This window comes from Pseudonocardia nematodicida, from assembly GCF_040105385.1.
Classification (GTDB): Bacteria; Actinomycetota; Actinomycetes; order Mycobacteriales; family Pseudonocardiaceae; genus Pseudonocardia; species Pseudonocardia nematodicida.
The window spans coordinates 135,578-152,788 of the sequence record NZ_JBEDNQ010000007.1; the positions used below are offsets into that span (position 1 = coordinate 135,578).

13 protein-coding genes are annotated in these 17,211 nt (G+C 74.0%); 7 read left to right on the forward strand and 6 right to left on the reverse strand.

The window, feature by feature from the left end; all coding sequences use genetic code 11:
- Nucleotides 1-60: 60 nt before the first annotated feature.
- The 3 genes from treY to WIS52_RS17855 all read right to left on the reverse strand — a co-directional run bounded on the left by treY (nucleotide 61) and on the right by WIS52_RS17855 (nucleotide 5,317).
- Nucleotides 61-2,466 carry a malto-oligosyltrehalose synthase gene (gene treY / locus WIS52_RS17845; protein WP_349299407.1) on the reverse strand — a complete coding sequence of 802 codons (2,406 nt, stop codon included), beginning with the start codon at nucleotides 2,464-2,466 and terminating at the stop codon, nucleotides 61-63.
- A 28-nt stretch (nucleotides 2,467-2,494) separates the two neighbouring features.
- Nucleotides 2,495-4,666, reverse strand: coding sequence for a glycogen debranching protein GlgX (glgX, locus tag WIS52_RS17850; protein ID WP_349299408.1), 2,172 nt, complete (start codon nucleotides 4,664-4,666; stop codon nucleotides 2,495-2,497).
- A gap of 168 nt (nucleotides 4,667-4,834) precedes the next feature.
- A complete protein-coding gene (locus tag WIS52_RS17855) occupies nucleotides 4,835-5,317 on the reverse strand; it encodes a PPOX class F420-dependent oxidoreductase (protein ID WP_349299409.1) in 483 nt (160 codons plus the stop codon).
- A 40-nt stretch (nucleotides 5,318-5,357) separates the two neighbouring features.
- Between WIS52_RS17855 and WIS52_RS17860 the strand changes: the two genes are divergently transcribed.
- The 4 genes from WIS52_RS17860 (at nucleotide 5,358) to WIS52_RS17875 (ending at nucleotide 9,150) form a co-directional block, all read left to right on the forward strand.
- Nucleotides 5,358-5,786: an HIT family protein gene (locus WIS52_RS17860; RefSeq protein ID WP_349299410.1), complete on the forward strand. Its 429-nt coding sequence runs from the start codon at nucleotides 5,358-5,360 to the stop codon at nucleotides 5,784-5,786.
- 4 nt (nucleotides 5,787-5,790) lie between these two features.
- Nucleotides 5,791-6,411 (forward strand): histidine phosphatase family protein, encoded by a 621-nt coding sequence (locus WIS52_RS17865; protein ID WP_349299411.1) that lies wholly within the window; start codon nucleotides 5,791-5,793, stop codon nucleotides 6,409-6,411.
- 169 nt (nucleotides 6,412-6,580) lie between these two features.
- Nucleotides 6,581-7,858, forward strand: a complete 1,278-nt coding sequence (locus tag WIS52_RS17870) for an MFS transporter (protein ID WP_349299412.1) — start codon at nucleotides 6,581-6,583, stop codon at nucleotides 7,856-7,858.
- Nucleotides 7,855-9,150, forward strand: a complete 1,296-nt coding sequence (locus WIS52_RS17875) for a GGDEF domain-containing protein (RefSeq protein ID WP_349299413.1) — start codon at nucleotides 7,855-7,857, stop codon at nucleotides 9,148-9,150. Before WIS52_RS17870 ends, WIS52_RS17875 begins: the two co-directional genes overlap by 4 nt.
- A 4-nt stretch (nucleotides 9,151-9,154) precedes the next feature.
- Here the strand turns inward: WIS52_RS17875 and WIS52_RS17880 are convergent, their stop codons facing one another.
- Nucleotides 9,155-10,501, reverse strand: coding sequence for a GGDEF domain-containing protein (locus WIS52_RS17880; RefSeq protein WP_349299414.1), 1,347 nt, complete (start codon nucleotides 10,499-10,501; stop codon nucleotides 9,155-9,157).
- A gap of 757 nt (nucleotides 10,502-11,258) precedes the next feature.
- Here WIS52_RS17880 and dxs point away from each other — a divergent pair.
- From dxs to WIS52_RS17895, 3 genes are read left to right on the forward strand one after another with little or no spacing between them, the layout of a single operon-like run.
- Nucleotides 11,259-13,202, forward strand: a complete 1,944-nt coding sequence (dxs, locus tag WIS52_RS17885) for a 1-deoxy-D-xylulose-5-phosphate synthase (protein ID WP_349299415.1) — start codon at nucleotides 11,259-11,261, stop codon at nucleotides 13,200-13,202.
- On the forward strand, nucleotides 13,202-13,891 hold the full coding sequence (locus tag WIS52_RS17890; protein ID WP_349299416.1) for a response regulator transcription factor: 690 nt from the start codon (nucleotides 13,202-13,204) through the stop codon (nucleotides 13,889-13,891). The genes dxs and WIS52_RS17890 overlap by 1 nt, the downstream gene beginning before the upstream one ends.
- A 3-nt stretch (nucleotides 13,892-13,894) precedes the next feature.
- Entirely contained in the window at nucleotides 13,895-15,193 is a 1,299-nt protein-coding gene (locus tag WIS52_RS17895) for a sensor histidine kinase (protein WP_349299417.1), read from the forward strand.
- Nucleotides 15,194-15,241: 48 nt separating this feature from the next.
- On the opposite strand, the gene WIS52_RS17900 is transcribed toward WIS52_RS17895, so the two are convergent.
- Entirely contained in the window at nucleotides 15,242-16,453 is a 1,212-nt protein-coding gene (locus WIS52_RS17900) for a ribonuclease D (RefSeq protein WP_349299418.1), read from the reverse strand.
- Nucleotides 16,454-16,509: 56 nt separating this feature from the next.
- Entirely contained in the window at nucleotides 16,510-17,070 is a 561-nt protein-coding gene (locus tag WIS52_RS17905; RefSeq protein WP_379610466.1) for a LuxR C-terminal-related transcriptional regulator, read from the reverse strand.
- Nucleotides 17,071-17,211: the final 141 nt, after the last annotated feature.

Genomic DNA, 17,211 nt, shown 5'->3' on the forward strand with positions numbered 1-17,211 from the left:
TCGGTGGTTCCGAGAACAGCTCTCGTGTACCCCTCGCGGGGTGGAGCGAGTCGCGCTCGGTCAGGCCGGGCGGACCAGCAGCGCGACCGGGTAGCGGGCCAGGAGGTCCCCCAGCTTCGGCGCAGGCGACGCGACCGGCTCGTTCGCGATCATGTCGTGCCAGTCGGTGGCCCCGCCCGGGAGCGGCAGCGCGGTGTCGCCCCAGCCCCCGCGCTCGGCCAGCCCGTCGGGCAGCCGGGTCGCCACGGCCACCAGCGACCCACCGCCCCGGGAGAACGCGACCGCGTGCGCCGCGGCCGGGCCCTGGGCGGGCAGCGGGGTGTAGCCGGTGAACAGCTCGGGCCGGAACCGGCGCAGCCGCAGGCCCGCGGCGGTGACCAGCAGCTTCGCCGCCCCCTCGGCGTCGACCGGGGGGAGGGCGCCCTCGTCGAGGGCGGACAGCAGCCGTTCCCGCTCTCCGATGTCGACCGGGCGCCGGTTGTCCGGGTCGACCAGCGAGTACTCGAACAGCTCGGTGCCCTGGTAGACGTCCGGGATCCCGGGCCCGGCCAGCTGCAGCAGCTTCTGGCCCAGCGAGTTCGACCACCCGAGCCCGGCGATCCGGGAGACGAACGCCTCGATCTCGGCGACGAGCTCGGCGTCGGCGAGCACCTCGGCGGGCCAGGCGGCGATCGCCTCGTCGACCTCGGCGACCGCGTCGACGTGCGAGGTGACCAGCTTGGCCTCCTTCGCGGCCTTGCCCAGGTACCCCGCGAGCCGCTCGGCGGAGATCGGCCACGCGCCCACCAGGCTCTGCCAGGCCAGCAGTTCCAGGGACCGGTCGGGCAGCGGGTGCCGCACGGCCCAGCGGCGCAGCAGCGACGCCCACTCGCCCGGCCGCTCGGCCAGCACGGCGAGCCGGGCGCGCACGTCCTCGGAGCGCTTCGTGTCGTGGGTGGACAGGGTGGTCATGGTGTGCGGCCAGGCGGCCTCACGGTGCGCGAGCCCGGTGTGGAACTCGGCGGGGGAGACGCCGAAGCGGTCCGGGTCGCCACCGACCTCGTTCAGCGCGACGAGCCGGTTGTACCGGTAGAACGCAGTGTCCTCGACGCCCTTGGCGGTCACCATGCCGGAGGTCTGCTGCAACCGGACCGCGTACTCCGAGCCCGGGTCGGCGACCAGGGCGGCGTGCAGCCCGGACAGCAGCGCGCCCAGGTCCGGACGACGGGTGCGGGCCACGCTCACCGCGACGTCCGCGGAGTCGCGGCCCTCGGGGGCGTCCGGAGTGAGGTAGGAGCGGTACACCGGGAACCCGCAGAGCAGCTCGCCGACGGCGTCGTGCAGGTCCTGCGCGCTGACCCCGGTCAGGTCCACCCCGGTCAGCGTGGCGTCGGCACCGGGCCCGGCGCGGAACGCGTCGGCGATCCGGCGGACCTCGGCGACCAGGATCTCACCCACGACGAGGTGCCGGCCGTCGTCGGCCACCGCGTGCGCGGAGCGCTTCTCGCCGGTGTGCTCGGCGGCGAACTGGGTGAGCAGCCCGGCGCCGTCGGGGTCGACGAACACCCCGCAGACCTCGCGCAGCGCCTCGTAGCCGCTGGTGCCGTCCACCGGCCAGGACGCGGGAACGTCCTCCCCGGGGTGCAGGATCTTCTCCACCAGCAGCCAGCGGTCCGGCCCGATGGCCTCCCGCAGCCGGCGCGCGTAGGCACCCGGGTCGGACAGCCCGTCCGGGTGGTCGACGCGCAGCCCGACCACAGCGCTCTCGGTGGCCCGGTCGTCGGACGCGAGGAGATCCAGCACGACGCGGTGGGTGTCGGCGAAGACCTCCGGGTCCTCCACCCGGACGGCGGCGAGGTCGGACACGTCGAAGAACCGCCGGTAGGTCAGCTCGGCGGCGCCGCGCCGCCAGGACACCAGCCGGTAGTGCTGGCGCTCGTGCACCTGCTGTGCCGTCAACCCGTCCGCAGTGCCCTCGCCGGTACCGGGCGCGACCGGGAACCGGTGCTCGTAGTACTCGAGCTCGGTGCCGTCGGTCGAGAGCGTCAGCTTCAGCAGGGCGTCCGACTCGTCGGCGTCGAGCACCGGCAGCAGCAGCGGCCCGGCGCCCCAGTCGATGTCGAAGTGCCCCGCCCAGCGCGACGCCTCCCCGTGCGTGAGCACGTCCCACCACCACGGGTTCTCCGCCGGCCGCGCCACCCCGACGTGGTTCGGGACGATGTCGAGCAGCAGGGTCAGGCCGTGCTCGCGCAGCGTCGCCAGCAGCGCTGCCAGCTCGTCCGGGCCGCCGCGCTCGGCGGAGATCCGGGTGGGGTCGACGACGTCGTAGCCGTGGTTCGAGCCGGTGCCCGAGGCCAGCAGCGGGGAGGCGTAGAGCGCCCCGATCCCGAGCCGGTCCAGGTAACCGGTGATCGCACGCGCGTCGGCGAACGTGCGGTCCGCGGAGAACTGCAGCCGGTAGGTGGAACCGGGGAGGCGGCGGGTCATGCGGGGTGGCCTCTCATCGGGTCGGAGCTCAGCCCTTCGAGCGCAGGACGAGCAGGGAACGCGCGGGCAGGGTGAGCACCGAGCCCGCCGAGACCGGGTCGAGGTCGACGCCGCCGGCGATCGAGGTGACGGCCGGCGGGTGCACCTGCCCGGAGTCGGTGTCGACGACGATCTCCCAGGCCGGTCCGAACTCGGCCGGCGGCAGGGTGGCGTCGATGTCCTCCCAGTAGGAGTTGAAGCAGAGCAGGAACGAGTCGTCGGTGATCCGCTGCCCGCGCTGGTCGACGTCGGCGATCTGCTCGCCGTTGAGGAACACGACCACCGCGCGGCCGAGCTCGTCGTCCCAGTTCTCCTCGGTCATCTCCAGCCCGGCCGGGGTGAACCAGCCGATGTCGGCGATCTGCTCGGTCCGCGAGGACCGGCCGATCGGCCGGCCGGCGAAGAACCGGCGGCGGCGGAAGACCGGGTGCGCGTGCCGCAGCGCCGCGACCCCGGAGACGAAGGCCGCGAGGTGCTGCTGCTTGTCCGCCAGTTCCCAGTCCTGCCAGGCGAGCTCGTTGTCCTGGCAGTAGACGTTGTTGTTCCCGTTCTGGGTGCGGCCGAGCTCGTCGCCGTGCAGCAGCATCGGGGTGCCCTGGGACAGCAGCAGGGTGGCCAGGAAGTTGCGCTGCTGGCGGGCCCGGAGCTCCAGCACCGCCTCGTCGTCGGTCGGTCCCTCGACGCCGCAGTTCCAGGACCGGTTGTGGCTCTCGCCGTCGTTGCCGCCCTCGCCGTTGGCCTCGTTGTGCTTCTCGTTGTAGGAGACCAGGTCGGCCAGGGTGAACCCGTCGTGCGCGGTGACGAAGTTGATCGAGGCGTACGGACGGCGGCCGTCGCCCTGGTAGAGGTCCGAGCTGCCGGTGATCCGGGACGCGAACTCGCCGAGCGAACCGGCCTCACCCCGCCAGAAGTCGCGGACGGTGTCCCGGTACTTGCCGTTCCACTCCGTCCACAGTGGCGGGAAGTTGCCGACCTGGTAACCGCCGGGACCGACGTCCCACGGCTCGGCGATCAGCTTGACCTGCGAGATCACCGGGTCCTGCTGGACCAGGTCGAAGAACGTGGACAGCCGGTCGACGTCGTAGAACTCCCGGGCCAGAGTGGACGCCAGGTCGAACCGGAAGCCGTCGACGTGCATCTCGGTCACCCAGTACCGCAGCGAGTCCATGATCAGCTGCAGGGTGTGCGGGTTCCGGACGTTCAGCGAGTTGCCGGTGCCGGTGTAGTCCATGTAGTACCGCGCGTCGTCGTCGACCAGCCGGTAGTAGGCGTGGTTGTCGATGCCGCGCATGGACAGTGTCGGGCCCATGTCCGAGCCCTCGGCGGTGTGGTTGTAGACCACGTCGAGGATCACCTCGATGCCCGCCGCGTGCAGGTCGCGGACCATCGCCTTGAACTCCGGCACCTGCGACCCGGCCCGGACGGATCCGGACGCGTAGGCGTGGTGCGGGGCCAGGAAGCCGAGCGTGTTGTAGCCCCAGTAGTTCGACAGGCCCTTCTCGGTGAGGTGGTGGTCCTGCACGAACTCGTGCACCGGCATGAGCTCGACGGCGGTGATCCCCAGCGTCTTGTAGTGCTCGATCATCGCCGGGTGCGCGATGCCGGAGTAGGTGCCGCGCAGGTCCTCCTCGACGTCCGGGTGCCGGATCGTCAGCCCGCGGACGTGCGCCTCGTACACGACGGTCTCGTTGTACGGGATCTTCGGCGGGCGGTCCGAGCCCCAGTCGAAGTACGGGTTCACGACGACCGACTTCGGCACGTACGGCGCGGAGTCGGTGTCGTTGCGCGAGTCCGGGTCGCCGAAGTTGTAGCCGAACACCGCCTCGTCCCAGTCCACCGGGCCGTCGAAGGCCTTGGCGTAGGGGTCGACGAGGAGCTTGTGCGGGTTGCAGCGCAGGCCCTGGGCCGGGTCGTAGGGCCCGTGCACCCGGTAGCCGTAGCGCTGGCCGGGCTCGACACCGGGCAGGTACCCGTGCCAGACGAAACCGTCCACCTCGGTCAGCCGCACCCGGGTCTCGGTGAGGCCGCCGGGCGCGTCGTCGTCCGGGTCGAACAGGCAGAGCTCGACCGACTCGGCGACCTCGGAGAAGAGCGCGAAGTTGGTGCCGGTGCCGTCGTAGCTGGCGCCCAGCGGGTAGGCGTGCCCGGGCCAGGGCTGCATCGAAGTACGTCCTCTCCTCGCGACCCGGCCACCGGCCGTGTGCGCGCTCAACCTATCGGGGTGGGCGCCGTTGCCGCTGTCATCGTTGCCGCTGTCATCGGCGACCCAGTCTCCCAGCAGGTGGGGACGATCACCCGGCGGGCGGGTGCGGGCGGCCGGGGAGAAACGTCACTCGTCGGCGAACCGGGGCGGGAACCCGCCGGTCGCGATCGGGCTCCACCGGGTCGGGGTGATCCGGACCAGCGCCTTGCCCTGGTCGGCCATCGCGGCCCGGTACTCGTCCCAGTCCGGGTGCTCGCCGGAGATCGCGCGGAAGTAGTCGACGAGCGCCTCCAGCACAGAGTCTCCGTCCCGCCCGCCCAGCGTGAGCAGCTCGGCGTCGCCGTCGACCTGCACCCAGGCGCCGTCGAACTCCTCGGAGAGCACCACCACCGAGGCCCGGCCGGCCCGGGCGACGTTGGCCGACTTGGCCCGCTCGGGATAGGTCGAGATCACGATCCGGCCCTCGGCGTCGACTCCGCCGGTGACCGGGGAGGCCTGGACCCCGCCGTCGGACCGGGTGGTCATGAGGATCATGTGGTGCCGCGGGCGGACGAACTCGATCAGATCGTCGCGCTCGACGCGGGTGTTCGTGGCGATCGTGCGAGGCATACGACGTGAGGGTAGGGCGCTTGCCCTAGGGTCGCGCGATGTGAGCACCGTCTTCACGAAGATCATCAATGGCGAGATCCCGGGTCGCTTCGTCTGGTCCGACGACCGGTGCGTCGGCTTTCTCTCGATCAACCCGCTCGGTCCGGGGCACACCCTGGTCGTGCCGCGTGCGGAGATCGACGAGTGGGTGGATGCCGATCCGGACCTGACCGCGCACCTCATGCAGGTCTCGCGCACCGTCGGGCTGGCGGTCCGGGAGATCTGGTCCCCGCCGCGGGTCGGCCTGCTGGTCGCCGGGTTCGAGGTGCCGCACCTGCACGTGCACGTCTTCCCGGCCTGGGACATGCGCGCCTTCGACTTCGCGAACGCCGCCGCCGAGGTCGACGCCGCCGAGCAGGACGGGTACGCGCGGTCCCTGCGGTCCGCGCTCGTCGCCGCCGGGCACGCCGCGCACGTCCCGGACGCCTGAGCGCGTGCAGCTCGTCCTGATCCGGCACGCGCTCCCCAAACGGGTCGATCCGGGCCCTGTCACCGACCACACCGACCACCCGCCGGCCCCCGCCGACCCGGCGCTGACCCCGCAGGGCCGCGCGCAGGCCGAGCGGCTGGTCGGCGCGCTCGCCGGCGAGCCGGTCGACGCGCTCTACACCAGCACCATGCGCCGCGCCGTCCAGACCGCGGAGCCGCTGGCCGCGGCCCGCGGGCTGACCCCGGTCCCGCGGCCGGACCTGCGTGAGTTCGACGACGGCCGCCCCGAGTACGTGCCGGTCGACCAGCTGGCCGAGGCCGACCCGGACACCTGGCGGCGGATGCGCGACGGACACCTGCCCGGCCACGTCGACGCCGCGGCGTTCACCGACCGGGTGTGCGCCGGGCTGGAGGAGATCGTCGGTGCGCACCCCGGCCGCAGCACCGTGGTCGTCGTCGCGCACGCCGGGGTGGTGAACGCGTACCTGGCCACGGTCCTGGGCACCGCCCGGCCGCTGCCGTTCCCGCTGGACCACGTCGGCGTCAGCCGGCTGGTGTGTGCGCGGGACGGGATGCGCCGGGTCCGGACGGTCAACGAGACCGGCCACGTCGCCGACCTGCTGTGACGGGATCGGAGACCGCTACGCCGCCGCTCCCCGCCGAAGATCGGCCGCCCGCCGGTCCGTGGCATGCGTCACCTGACGATCACGCACGGTGTGCCTACAGTCGGGGGATCTTCGGCCCGACCGGAGTTGCCCTGCCCAGCGGCGAAGGGACACCGGCTGTCCGATGGCGGTGAGCGACACCCGAGGTCCCGACGACGGCGCGGACGCGGCGGACGAACCCACGACCCCGTTCCGGAGCCCGGACTTCCGCGCGCTGTTCGCGGCCGAGGCGCTCTCCACCGCCGGTGACCAGGTCGCCCGCGTCGCCCTCAGCATCCTGGTGCTCGAGCGCACCGGTTCGGTCGCCTGGTCCGCGACGTTCTACGCCCTGACCTTCCTCCCGGCGCTGTTCGGCGCGCTGCTGCTCGGCCACCTCGCGGACCGCTTCCCGCGCCGGGCGGTCATGGTGGTGACCGACCTGCTGCGGGCCGGGCTCGTGGTGCTGATGGCGCTGCCCGGGCTCCCGTTGCCGCTGTTGTCCGCGTTGCTCGTGCTGGTGGTGCTGATCCGGGGCCCGAACACCGCGGCGCGGTCGGCGCTGCTGCCCGACCTGCTGCCCGGGGCGCTGCTCACCCGCGGGATGGCCGTGCGCCAGGTCTCGGTGCAGGTCGCCCAGGTGGCCGGGTTCGGCGCCGGGGGAGTACTGGTCGCGCTGATGACGCCGTCCGGGGCACTGCTGATCGACGCGGGCACCTTCGCCGTGTCGGCCGTGATCGTCGGGTTCGGGCTGCGGGCCCGGTCCGCGATCCGGGCCGGCGGAGCGGCCGCGCCGGACCGCACCGCCTCGGCGGCCCGCTGGCTGCACGGCGCGCGGACGGGGCTGGGGCTCGTCCTCGGCCACCCCCGCCGCCGCTACCTGGTGATCGCCTGCTGGGTGGTCGGGATCTACATGCTGCCCGAGGCGCTCGCCGCCGCGCACGCCGTCGCGATCGGCGCCGGCCCCGCCGAGACGGGGGTGCTGATGGCGGCCAACCCGGCGGGCAGCGTGGTCGGGGCGGCCCTGTTCGCCTTCGTGCTCCCGGCCCGCAACCGCGAGGGGGGGATCGTCCCGCTCGCCGCCGGGGCCGCGGTGTGCCTGGCGCTGACGCCGCTCGCGCCCGGGCTGTGGGCGGCCGTGGGCCTGTGGGCGCTGTCCGGCGGGTGCGCGACGGCCTGCCTGGTGCAGGCCCAGTCCGAGTTCGCGCGGGCCACACCGTCGGAGGTCCGGGGCAGCGCGACCGGGGTCGCCGCCTCCGGGCTGGTCGCGAGCCAGGGCGTCGCGGTGCTGCTCGGCGGCCTGCTCGCCGACCGGACCGATCCCGCCCTCGCGCTGGGGGTGTTCGGGATCCTCGGTGTGGTCCTCGCGCTCGTCGTCCGGCAGCTCGGTCGGCTCGGTGGCGACCACCCGGCCCCCGGGCCGGCCGGATGAGGTCCGTCGCCCGCTGGCCGGTCTGGGAGCTGCGGCGGTCGCTGATCGTCGTGCTGCTGGCCGTCGTGCTGCTCGCGGGCGGCCTCGTCGTCGCCGCTCTCGCGGTCCTGCCGGCCGATCGGGCCACCGCCGTCGCCGTGCTGGGTGCGGCCGGCCTGACCGCGCTCGGCGTGCTGCACACCGAGCTGGCGATCGGGATCGAGCGGCTGCGGCGACGACTCCCGGAGGGGGCCTACCTCGACCTGATGACCGTGTGGACCTTTGCCGGCGCGCTGGTGCTGCCCCCGGGGCCGGCGGCGCTGACGGTGCTCGGTGTGTACGGCCATCTCTGGTTCCGGGTGTGGCGTCGCGCGGGGGTGGCGGCGTACCGGATCCTGTACACGGCCGCGACCGTCGTGCTGGCCGTCGTCGCGGCGTCGGTCGTGGCCGGTCCGGCCCGCGTCGGCGTCACCGGGGACATCGGAGCGGGCGGCTCGGCGGCCGACTACGGCCTGCTGCTCGCGGCGGTCGTCGTGTACTGCCTGGTCAACCAGGCACTGGTCGTGCTGGCGTTGACCTTGAGCACCCGGCGGTTCGGGTGGCGGGCAGCCCTGGGCGACTGGGACGAGCACGGCATCGAGGTCTCGACGCTGTGCCTGGCCGTGCTGGTCGCGCTCGCGGCACCGGCCCAGCCGCTCCTGGTGCCGCTGGTGCTGCCACCGCTGCTGATGCTGCACCGGGCCGTGCTGATCCGCCAGCTCCAGGACCGGGTCGACACCGACGCCAAGACCGGCCTGCTGACGGCGGGTGCCTGGCGCGACCGGGCACAGCGCGAGCTCGCCCGGGCCCGGCGTCGCCGGCTCGCCGTCGCCGTGCTCCTGCTCGACCTCGACCACTTCAAGGAGATCAACGACGGGCACGGGCACCTGGCCGGGGACGAGGTGCTGTCCGCGGTCGCCGGGACCGTCGCCGCCCAGGTGCGCGACGACGACCCGGTCGGCCGGTTCGGCGGCGAGGAGTTCGTGGTGCTGCTCGCCGGTCTGCCGCCGGGAACGGAGGGACGGGAGCGGGCCCACCTCGCGGCCGAACGGATCCGGCGCGCGGTGAGCGACCTCGAGGTGCCGATCGACCCGTCCGGCGGCCGGACCACGGTGGACGGCGTGTCGGTCTCGGTCGGCGTCGCCTTCTCCGGCGCCGATCGTCGTGCCCTCGACGATCTGCTCCGGAGCGCCGACTACGCGCTCTACGCCGCCAAACGGGCCGGGCGGAACCGGGTCCGGCCGATGCGGCACCGCAGCACAGGACGTCGGTGACCCGTCAGGCCCGCTCGGCGGTCGGGAACGGGGGCGGGCCGATCCGCACGGTGTCCCGGCCCGCCTTCTTGGCCGCGTAGAGCGCCGAGTCGGCGACCTCCAGCAGCGCGGTGATCCCGCCGCCGTCTCGGGGGAACACCGCGCCGCCGATCGAGACGGTGACGGCCCGTGGCCCGATCGTCGGGGTGCCCTCCGTGCGGGCGGCAGGGATCGTGGGCCCGTCCGGCCCGGTGGCCATCGAGCCGCCCCCCACCCGGCGGCGCAGCCGTTCGGCGATGTGCACGACCTCGTCGCGACCGTCGTGCCCGGACAGCCGGGGGAGCAGCACCACGAACTCCTCGCCGCCGAACCGGCCGACCAGGTCGTGGTCGCGCAGCTCCTCGCGCAGCACCCGCGCGATCGAGGCGAGGACCTGGTCGCCGTAGAGGTGCCCGTGCGTGTCGTTGATCTCCTTGAAGTGGTCCAGGTCGAGGATCAGCAACGCGGCCTGCCTGCTCTCCCGCTCGGCGACCTGCAGCGCGTGCGACCCGCGCAGGTGCCACGCGGCGTGGTTGAGCAGCCCCGTCTTGGCGTCGGTGTCGGCCTTCTCGCGGAGCTGCCGGACCAGGATCGTGCGGTGCAGGGCCAGGATCGGCGGGAGCACCAGCAACGCCGCCACCGGTCCGATGGCCGTCAACGCGCTCGCGACCAGCGCGCCCAGGCAGAGCGTGGCGAGCTCGAGGTTGAGATCGTCGCCGCCGAAGAGGATCTGCATGAACCGGGCCTCGGGGTTGACGATGGCGATCGCACCCAGGACGAGGCAGGTGTTGACCACGGTGAAGGCGAGCAACGCGAGAACGATGGTCAGCGGGTAGGGGAGCCCGGCGTAGATCCCTCCGGGCTCCGTCGCGGCGACGACACCCGCAGCGGCGTGCACGGCCAGCACGATGGTGCTGGCGTTGTAGAGCGCGCGATACGTCGGCCGGCGCTCGGGTGGCGGGACCGGCCGCTGGACCCGGACGAACAGGTGCCCGTACACGATCGCCACGACGAGCGCTGCGAGCGCAGGTGGCAGCAGCAGCGCGGCGGCGAAGGTCCACACCGACGTGAGGTTCACGTGGTGGGTGTCCATCGCGTATCGCCGGATCCGCTCGATCCCGGACACGAGTTCGGTGTGCAGGACACCGCCGACGCACAGCGTGGCCATGGTGAACAGGGTCGGGCCGGTCGGCAGGGGAAGTGCCCACAGCCCGGCGACGACGAGTGCGCTCGCCAGCACCTCGACGACGACGATCGCGCCGATCAGCTGGTGGGGAGTCCGCCAGACGGGCCAGCGGGTGACCTCGCGGAACCGGGCGGGTGGCGACGTCATGCCGCCTCCCCTCGCCGTGGTCCTCGAGATCGTTCGCGCGTGACGCGTCCCTCGTAGCAGATGTCGGCCGATCCTATCCGGTCGCCGTGTCGCGCATCGTGACCGATCGGATGGACGACGCGTGCTCGTCGCTGCTCGGGGTTGTCGGAAGCATCACCCTGTGTAACGCCACTTCGGATCATCACGAGTTGCTTGCGTGCGCAATGGGGCGGGCCGCATTGTCTTGCCCGGCTCGACGCCGCATTCTGGTACTAGTCAGCGACATTCCCGGCGGCAGTCGGGGTGAATTGCTGCGGAACGTCGCGACCGAGCCTCCGGAGCCCGGGCCGCGAGAAGATCGGCATTTTGACGGTGTGTGGTGCAAGGGGGTGCGAGCATGCGCGGCTGGGAGTTCTGAGCAGGTCGGAAGCTCGGTATCGAAGATCGAAATTGTCGCTCTGGCATCTGAGGAGGTCGTTGTGCGCGGCTGGGAGTTCTGATCTCTGTAGAAACACCGATCTTGATGATCGAGAATTGTGCGGTCACCGTCGAGGTGGCTGCGATGTGCAGCGTGAAATGCGGAGTAGAGTCTTCGCGCTGCGCAATCACGCCGGCGCTGCGGCGGAGGTCGCCGTCCTGAGGACGGCCCTTCCGCCGCGGCGGGGCGTGCGTCGCCGCGTGCCCCCGTCGGCCGCTCCGTAGAGTGGGCCGACGAGTCGAGGCCGGGCCGCCCCAGCGGTCCCCCGCCTTCAGGCGCCCGGCGACGAGGAGGCTGCACGTGACGACGAACCGGGGACTCGCCGCGATCCGGCGCCCGGCCGACCTGCGCGCGCTCGGTCCGGACGAGCTCGCGGCGCTGGCGGCCGAGATCCGTGGCTTCCTCATCAGTGCGGTGTCGCGCACCGGGGGCCATCTCGGCCCGAACCTGGGCGTGGTCGAGCTGACGATCGCACTGCACCGGGTCTTCGACTCGCCGCGGGACACCCTGATCTGGGACACCGGGCACCAGGCCTACGTCCACAAGCTGCTGACCGGCCGGCACGACGGCTGGGACCGGCTCAAGAAGACCGGCGGGCTGTCCGGGTACCCGAGCCGCGCCGAGAGCGAGCACGACCACGTCGAGTCGAGCCACGCGTCGTCGTCGCTGTCCTGGGCCGACGGGATCGCCCGGGCGAACGCGCTGACCGGCCGGGACCGCCACGTCGTCGCGGTGATCGGGGACGGCGCGCTGACCGGCGGGATGGCCTGGGAGGCGCTGAACAACATCGCGGCGTCCGAGGACCGCAACGTGGTCATCGTGGTGAACGACAACGGCCGGTCCTACTCGCCGACGATCGGCGGCCTCGCGGACCGGCTGGCCTCGCTGCGGCTGCAGCCGGGCTACGAGCGCGTGCTGGCCGCCGGCAAGCGGACCGTCCGCGGGACCCCCGTCGTGGGGGAGGCGCTGTACGCGGGCCTGCACGCGATCAAGGCGGGCGTCAAGGACGCCGTCAGCCCGCAGGAGCTCTTCTCCGACCTCGGTCTCAAGTACTTCGGCCCGGTCGACGGCCACGACGTCGTGCAGGTCGAGTCGGCGCTGTCGCGGGCCAAGCGGTTCGGCGGCCCGGTGATCGTCCACACGGTGACCCGCAAGGGCCACGGCTACCCGCCGGCCGAGAACGACGAGGCCGAGCAGATGCACAGCCCGTCGGCGTTCGACCCGGAGACCGGCGAGCCGACCGGGTCCCCGTCGACCGGCTGGACCGACGTCTTCGCCGAGGAGGTCGTCGAGCTGGGCAGGCGGCGGACCGACGTCGTCGCGATCACCGCCGCGATGCTCGGGCCGACCGGGCTGGCGCCGTTCGCGCAGGCCTACCCGGACCGGCTGATCGACGTCGGGATCGCCGAGCAGCATGCGCTGACCACCGCCGCGGGGCTGTCCCGGGCCGGGCTGCACCCGGTCGTCGCGCTCTACTCGACGTTCCTCAACCGCGGGTTCGACCAGCTGCTGATGGACGTCGGCCTGCACCGCGAGCGGCTCACCCTGATGCTCGACCGCTCCGGGGTGACCGGCAGCGACGGCCCCTCGCACAACGGGATGTGGGACCTGTCGCTGCTCGGGGTCGTGCCCGGGATGCGGGTCGCCGCGCCGCGCGACGAGCCCACGCTGCGCGAGGAGTTCCGCGAGGCGGCCGCGGTCACCGACGGCCCGACCGCGCTGCGCTACCCGAAGGGGTCGGTCGCGGCCCCGCTGCCCGCGGTGCGCCGGCTCGACGGCCCGGCCGGGGTCGACGTGCTGCACGAGCCGGCCGACGGGCGCGCGCAGGTGCTGCTCGTCTGCGTCGGCGCGTTCGCCGGGCTCGGGCTCGGTGCCGCCCGCCGGCTCGCCGACCAGGGCGTCGACGTGACCGTCGTCGACCCGCGCTGGGTGCTGCCGGTGCCGCGCGAGCTGCTCACCCTCGCCGCGGACCACCAGCTGGTGGTCACGGTGTCCGACTGCGGGCGGCACGGCGGGTTCGGCTCCGCGCTCTCCGACGCGCTGCGCGAGAACGGCATCGACGTCCGCCAGCGCGACCTCGCCCTGCCGCAGTCCTACCTGGAGCACGGCAGCCGCGACGACGTCCTCGCCGCCGCCGGCCTGACCGAACAGGACGTCGCCCGGCGGGTCACCGAGTGGGCGGCCGCGTCCGTCCCGCCGGTCCCCGCGCTGGACGCGGCGGACCGGGCGGTCCGGGAGTCCTGATGCGGGTGATCGTCGTCGAGGACGAGCCGGCCATGGCCGACGCGGTGGCGCGCGGCCTGCGCCGCGACGGGATGGCCGTCGACGTGGCCTACGACGGCGACGAGGGGTCCGAGAAGCTGTCGGTGACCCGCTACGACGTCGCCGTCCTCGACCGGGACCTGCCCGGGCGCAGCGGCGACGAGCTGTGCGACGAGCTGGTCGCCGCCGGGGGGACCACCCGGGTGCTGATGCTCACCGCGTCCGGGACGCTGGCCGACAAGGTCGAGGGGCTGTCCCGTGGCGCGGACGACTACCTCGCCAAGCCGTTCGACTTCCCCGAGCTCGTCGCCCGGGTCCGGGCCCTGGGCCGGCGCGCCACCCCGGCGGTCCCGCCGACGCTGTCCGCGGGGGACCTGGTCCTGGACCCGGCCCGGCGCACCGTGACCCGGTCCGGGCGGCCGGTGGAGCTGACCCGCAAGGAGTTCGGCGTGCTGGAGGTGCTGCTGGCCGCCGGCGGCGCCGTCGTGTCCAGCGAGGAGCTCCTGGAGCGGGTCTGGGACGAGAACGCCGACCCCTTCACCACCACGGTGCGGGTCACGGTGATGACCCTGCGCAAGAAGCTCGGGGAGCCCGGGATCATCGACACCGTGGTCGGCGCCGGCTACCGGGTTCCCGGGACGGGCGACGCCGGGGCCTCCGCCGCGGGCTGAGCCGTGTCCCGCGCCGTGCTCCCTGCCCGCTGGCGGCTGCGCCATCGGCTGACCTTGCTGGCGACCGTCCTGGTCGCTGTGGTGGCGGCCCTGCTGCTGTGGCTGGGCTGGGCGCTGGTCGGCGCGGCCGTCGCCGGGACGCCGGCACTGCCCGGCACGGTCGTCGTGAACGGGGTGCCGGTGCCCGCCGAGACCGCCCGGGACGCGATCGCCGCGTCCGCCCGCGACGAGGTGCTCCGGGCCGGGCTCATCGCGTTCCCGCTGGTCGTGGTGGCCGGGGCCGTCACGGCGTGGGTGCTGGTCGGACGGGTGCTGGACCCGCTGCACCGGGTCGTCGAGACCGCCTCGGGGCTGTCGGCCGGGTCGCTGGACGAGCGTGTCGGGCTGGAGTCGGCCCGTGGCGAGGTCGCCGAGCTGGCCGCCGCGTTCGACGCGATGCTCGACCGGCTGCAGGCCGCGTTCGACGCCCAGCGCCGCTTCGTCGCGAACGCCGGGCACGAGCTGCGGACCCCGCTCGCGGTGCTGCGGACCGAGATCGACGTGACCCTGCAGGACCCGGACCCCGATCCCGCCGAGCTGCGCCGGATGGCCGAGGTCGTCCGCGACGCCGGCCGGCGCTGCGACGAGCTCGTCTCCGGACTGCTGCTGCTGGCCCGCACCGAGGCGACCGGCCCGCTGGCCGGCGCGGACCGGACCGAGGTCGACCTGGCCGGGGTGCTCGCCACCGAGCTGGACGCGGTCGCCGCCGACGTGGCCGCCCGCGCGCTCACCGTCCGGACCGGCGTGCCCGCCGCTCCAGGCGGACCGGCCACGGTCGCCGGGGACGGCGTCCTGCTGCACCGGCTGGTGGCCAATCTGATGGAGAACGCGGTGCGGCACAACCGCGACGGCGGCTGGATCGAGGCGGGCTGCGAGACGATGCCGGACGGCGGGGTACGGCTGCGGGTCGCCTCCTCCGGTCCCGAGCTGGTGCACGGGCAGGTGGCGGAGCTCTTCGAGCCGTTCCGCCGGGGGCCGGTGGCCCGCACGGCACACACCCGTGGGTCGGGCCTGGGCCTGTCGATCGTCCGGGCGATCGCCGCCGCGCACGGCGGGCACGTCCGGGGCGAGCCGGTGCCCGGGGGTGGGCTCGAGGTCCGGGTGACCCTGTCCGGCACCGGACGGCCGGGTGCGGCCGCATCACCGCCGGCCGCACCGCCACCGATCGCATCACCGCCGCCGACCGCACCGCCGCCGACGGTGCCACGAAGGGACCCTTCGTGGGAAGGATCGCCACGAGAGGTCCGTTCGAAGGACCGCTGAGAGCGCAGTACGTCGACGCGGTGCCGTCCGCGAACCGGTCGCCGCCGGTCAGCGGGACGCGAGCACCGGCTCCAGCAGCGGCGCGAGCAGTTCGATCTGCCACGTGCGGGCCCCACCGGCCCGCAGGGCGGCGGACACGTCGCCGTCGGCGGGCGGGGTCCAGCACAGCCGGCGCAGCAGGTCCGGCTGCAGCAGGTTCTCCACCGGGACGTCGTACTTCTCCGAGACGTCCGCCAAGGCCGCCCGGGCGGCCGACAGCCGCTCGGCGGCCGCGGGGTCGCGATCGGCCCACCGGGACACCGGCGGCGGTCCGTCGGTGGTGGCCGAACCGCGGGGGAGCTCGGCGTCGGGCAGCTCGGCGGCCCGGCGCAGCGCGTCGAACCAGTACCGGGCCAGCCGGCGTTGCGACCGGCCGCGGAACACCGGCAGCCCGGCCAGCGTCTGGGCGGAGTCCGGGTTCCGTACGGCGGCGTCGACGATCGCGGCGTCGGGCAGGACCCGGCCGGGCGCGATGTCCCGCTCGGCGGCCAGCGAGTCACGCGCCAGCCACAGCTCGCGGACCGCGGCCAGCGGCCGCGACTTGCGGACCTTGTGGATGCCGGACGTCCGCCGCCACGGCTCGGCCCGCGGAGCCGGCGGCGGCGCGGTCCGGACGGCCTCGAACTCCTGCTGTGCCCAGTCCAGCTTGCCCTGCTCGGCGAGCAGGCCGGCGAGCACGTCCCGGAGCTCGACGAGCACCTCGACGTCGAGCGCGGCATAGACCAGCCAGTCCTCGGGGAGCGGCCGCCGGGACCAGTCCGCGGCGCCGTGTCCCTTCTCCAGCGCCAGCCCGAGCAGGTTCTCGACCATCGGTCCGAGACCGACGCGGGGGAGCCCCGCGAGCCGGCCGGCGAGCTCGGTGTCGAACAGCGACGCGGGCCGCAGCCCGATCTCGGCGAGGCAGGGCAGGTCCTGGGATGCGGCGTGCAGCACCCACTCGGGCCCGTCCAGCGCGTCGGCCAGCGGCGCGAGGTCGTCGCGCAGCGGGATCGGGTCGACCAGCGCGCTGCCGGAACCCGCCCGCCGCAGCTGCACCAGGTAGGCGCGCTGCGAGTAGCGGAAACCGGAGGCGCGCTCGGCGTCGACCGCGATCGGGCCGGTGCCCCCGGCGAGTGCCGTGACGACGTCGCCGAGCGCGTCGGCCGACGTCGTCACCGGCGGCAACCCGTCGGCCGGCCGCAGCAGCGGCACGGCCTCGGGTGGGGGTTCGGGGGACGACACGGCGGGCGACCGGGTGACCGTGGTACCCGTGCCGCCGCCCGCCTCCTCGCCCTGGCTCAGCGAATCACGCCCGCACGCATGGCCAGCGCCACCATCTGGGCGCGGTCGCCGGTGCCGAGCTTGCGCCCGATCCGGGACAGGTGGCTCTTCACCGTGAGTGCGGAGAGGTTCAGGGCCTCGCCGATCTCCTTGTTCGACTGGCCGTCGGCGACCAGCTGCAGCACCTCGACCTCGCGCGCGGAGAGCTCACGCGGGGTGTTGTCGGTGCCCGGGACCCGGGAACCGGTGGCGAGCAGCGGGGCGACCGTCGGGTCGGCGTAGACGCCGCCGTCGAGCACCCGCTTGACGCCGTCGGTCACCACCGAGGGCGACGCCGACTTCAGCAGGTACGCCTGGGCGCCCGCCTGGAACGCCGAGCGGACCGCGTACGGGTCGTCCGAGGACGCCAGCACGACCAGCCGGTTCCAGCCCAGCGAACGGAGCTCGCTGACCAGGTCCAGGCCGCTGCCGTCCGGCAGGGTCAGGTCGAGGACCGCGAGGTCGCACGGACCCGCGGCGTGCGCACGGGCGCGGGCCTCGGTGACCGAGGCGGCCTCGTGCACGGTGCCGGCTCCCATCGAGCGGAGCCGCCCGGCGATGGCCTCCCGGAGCAGCGGGTGGTCGTCCACGACGAGAACCGTGAACAACTCCTCCCGCGGCTGCGGGACGACTCCCGGAGAGAGCACCGCCCCACCGATCGGCGCTCCACCGGTGGTGGT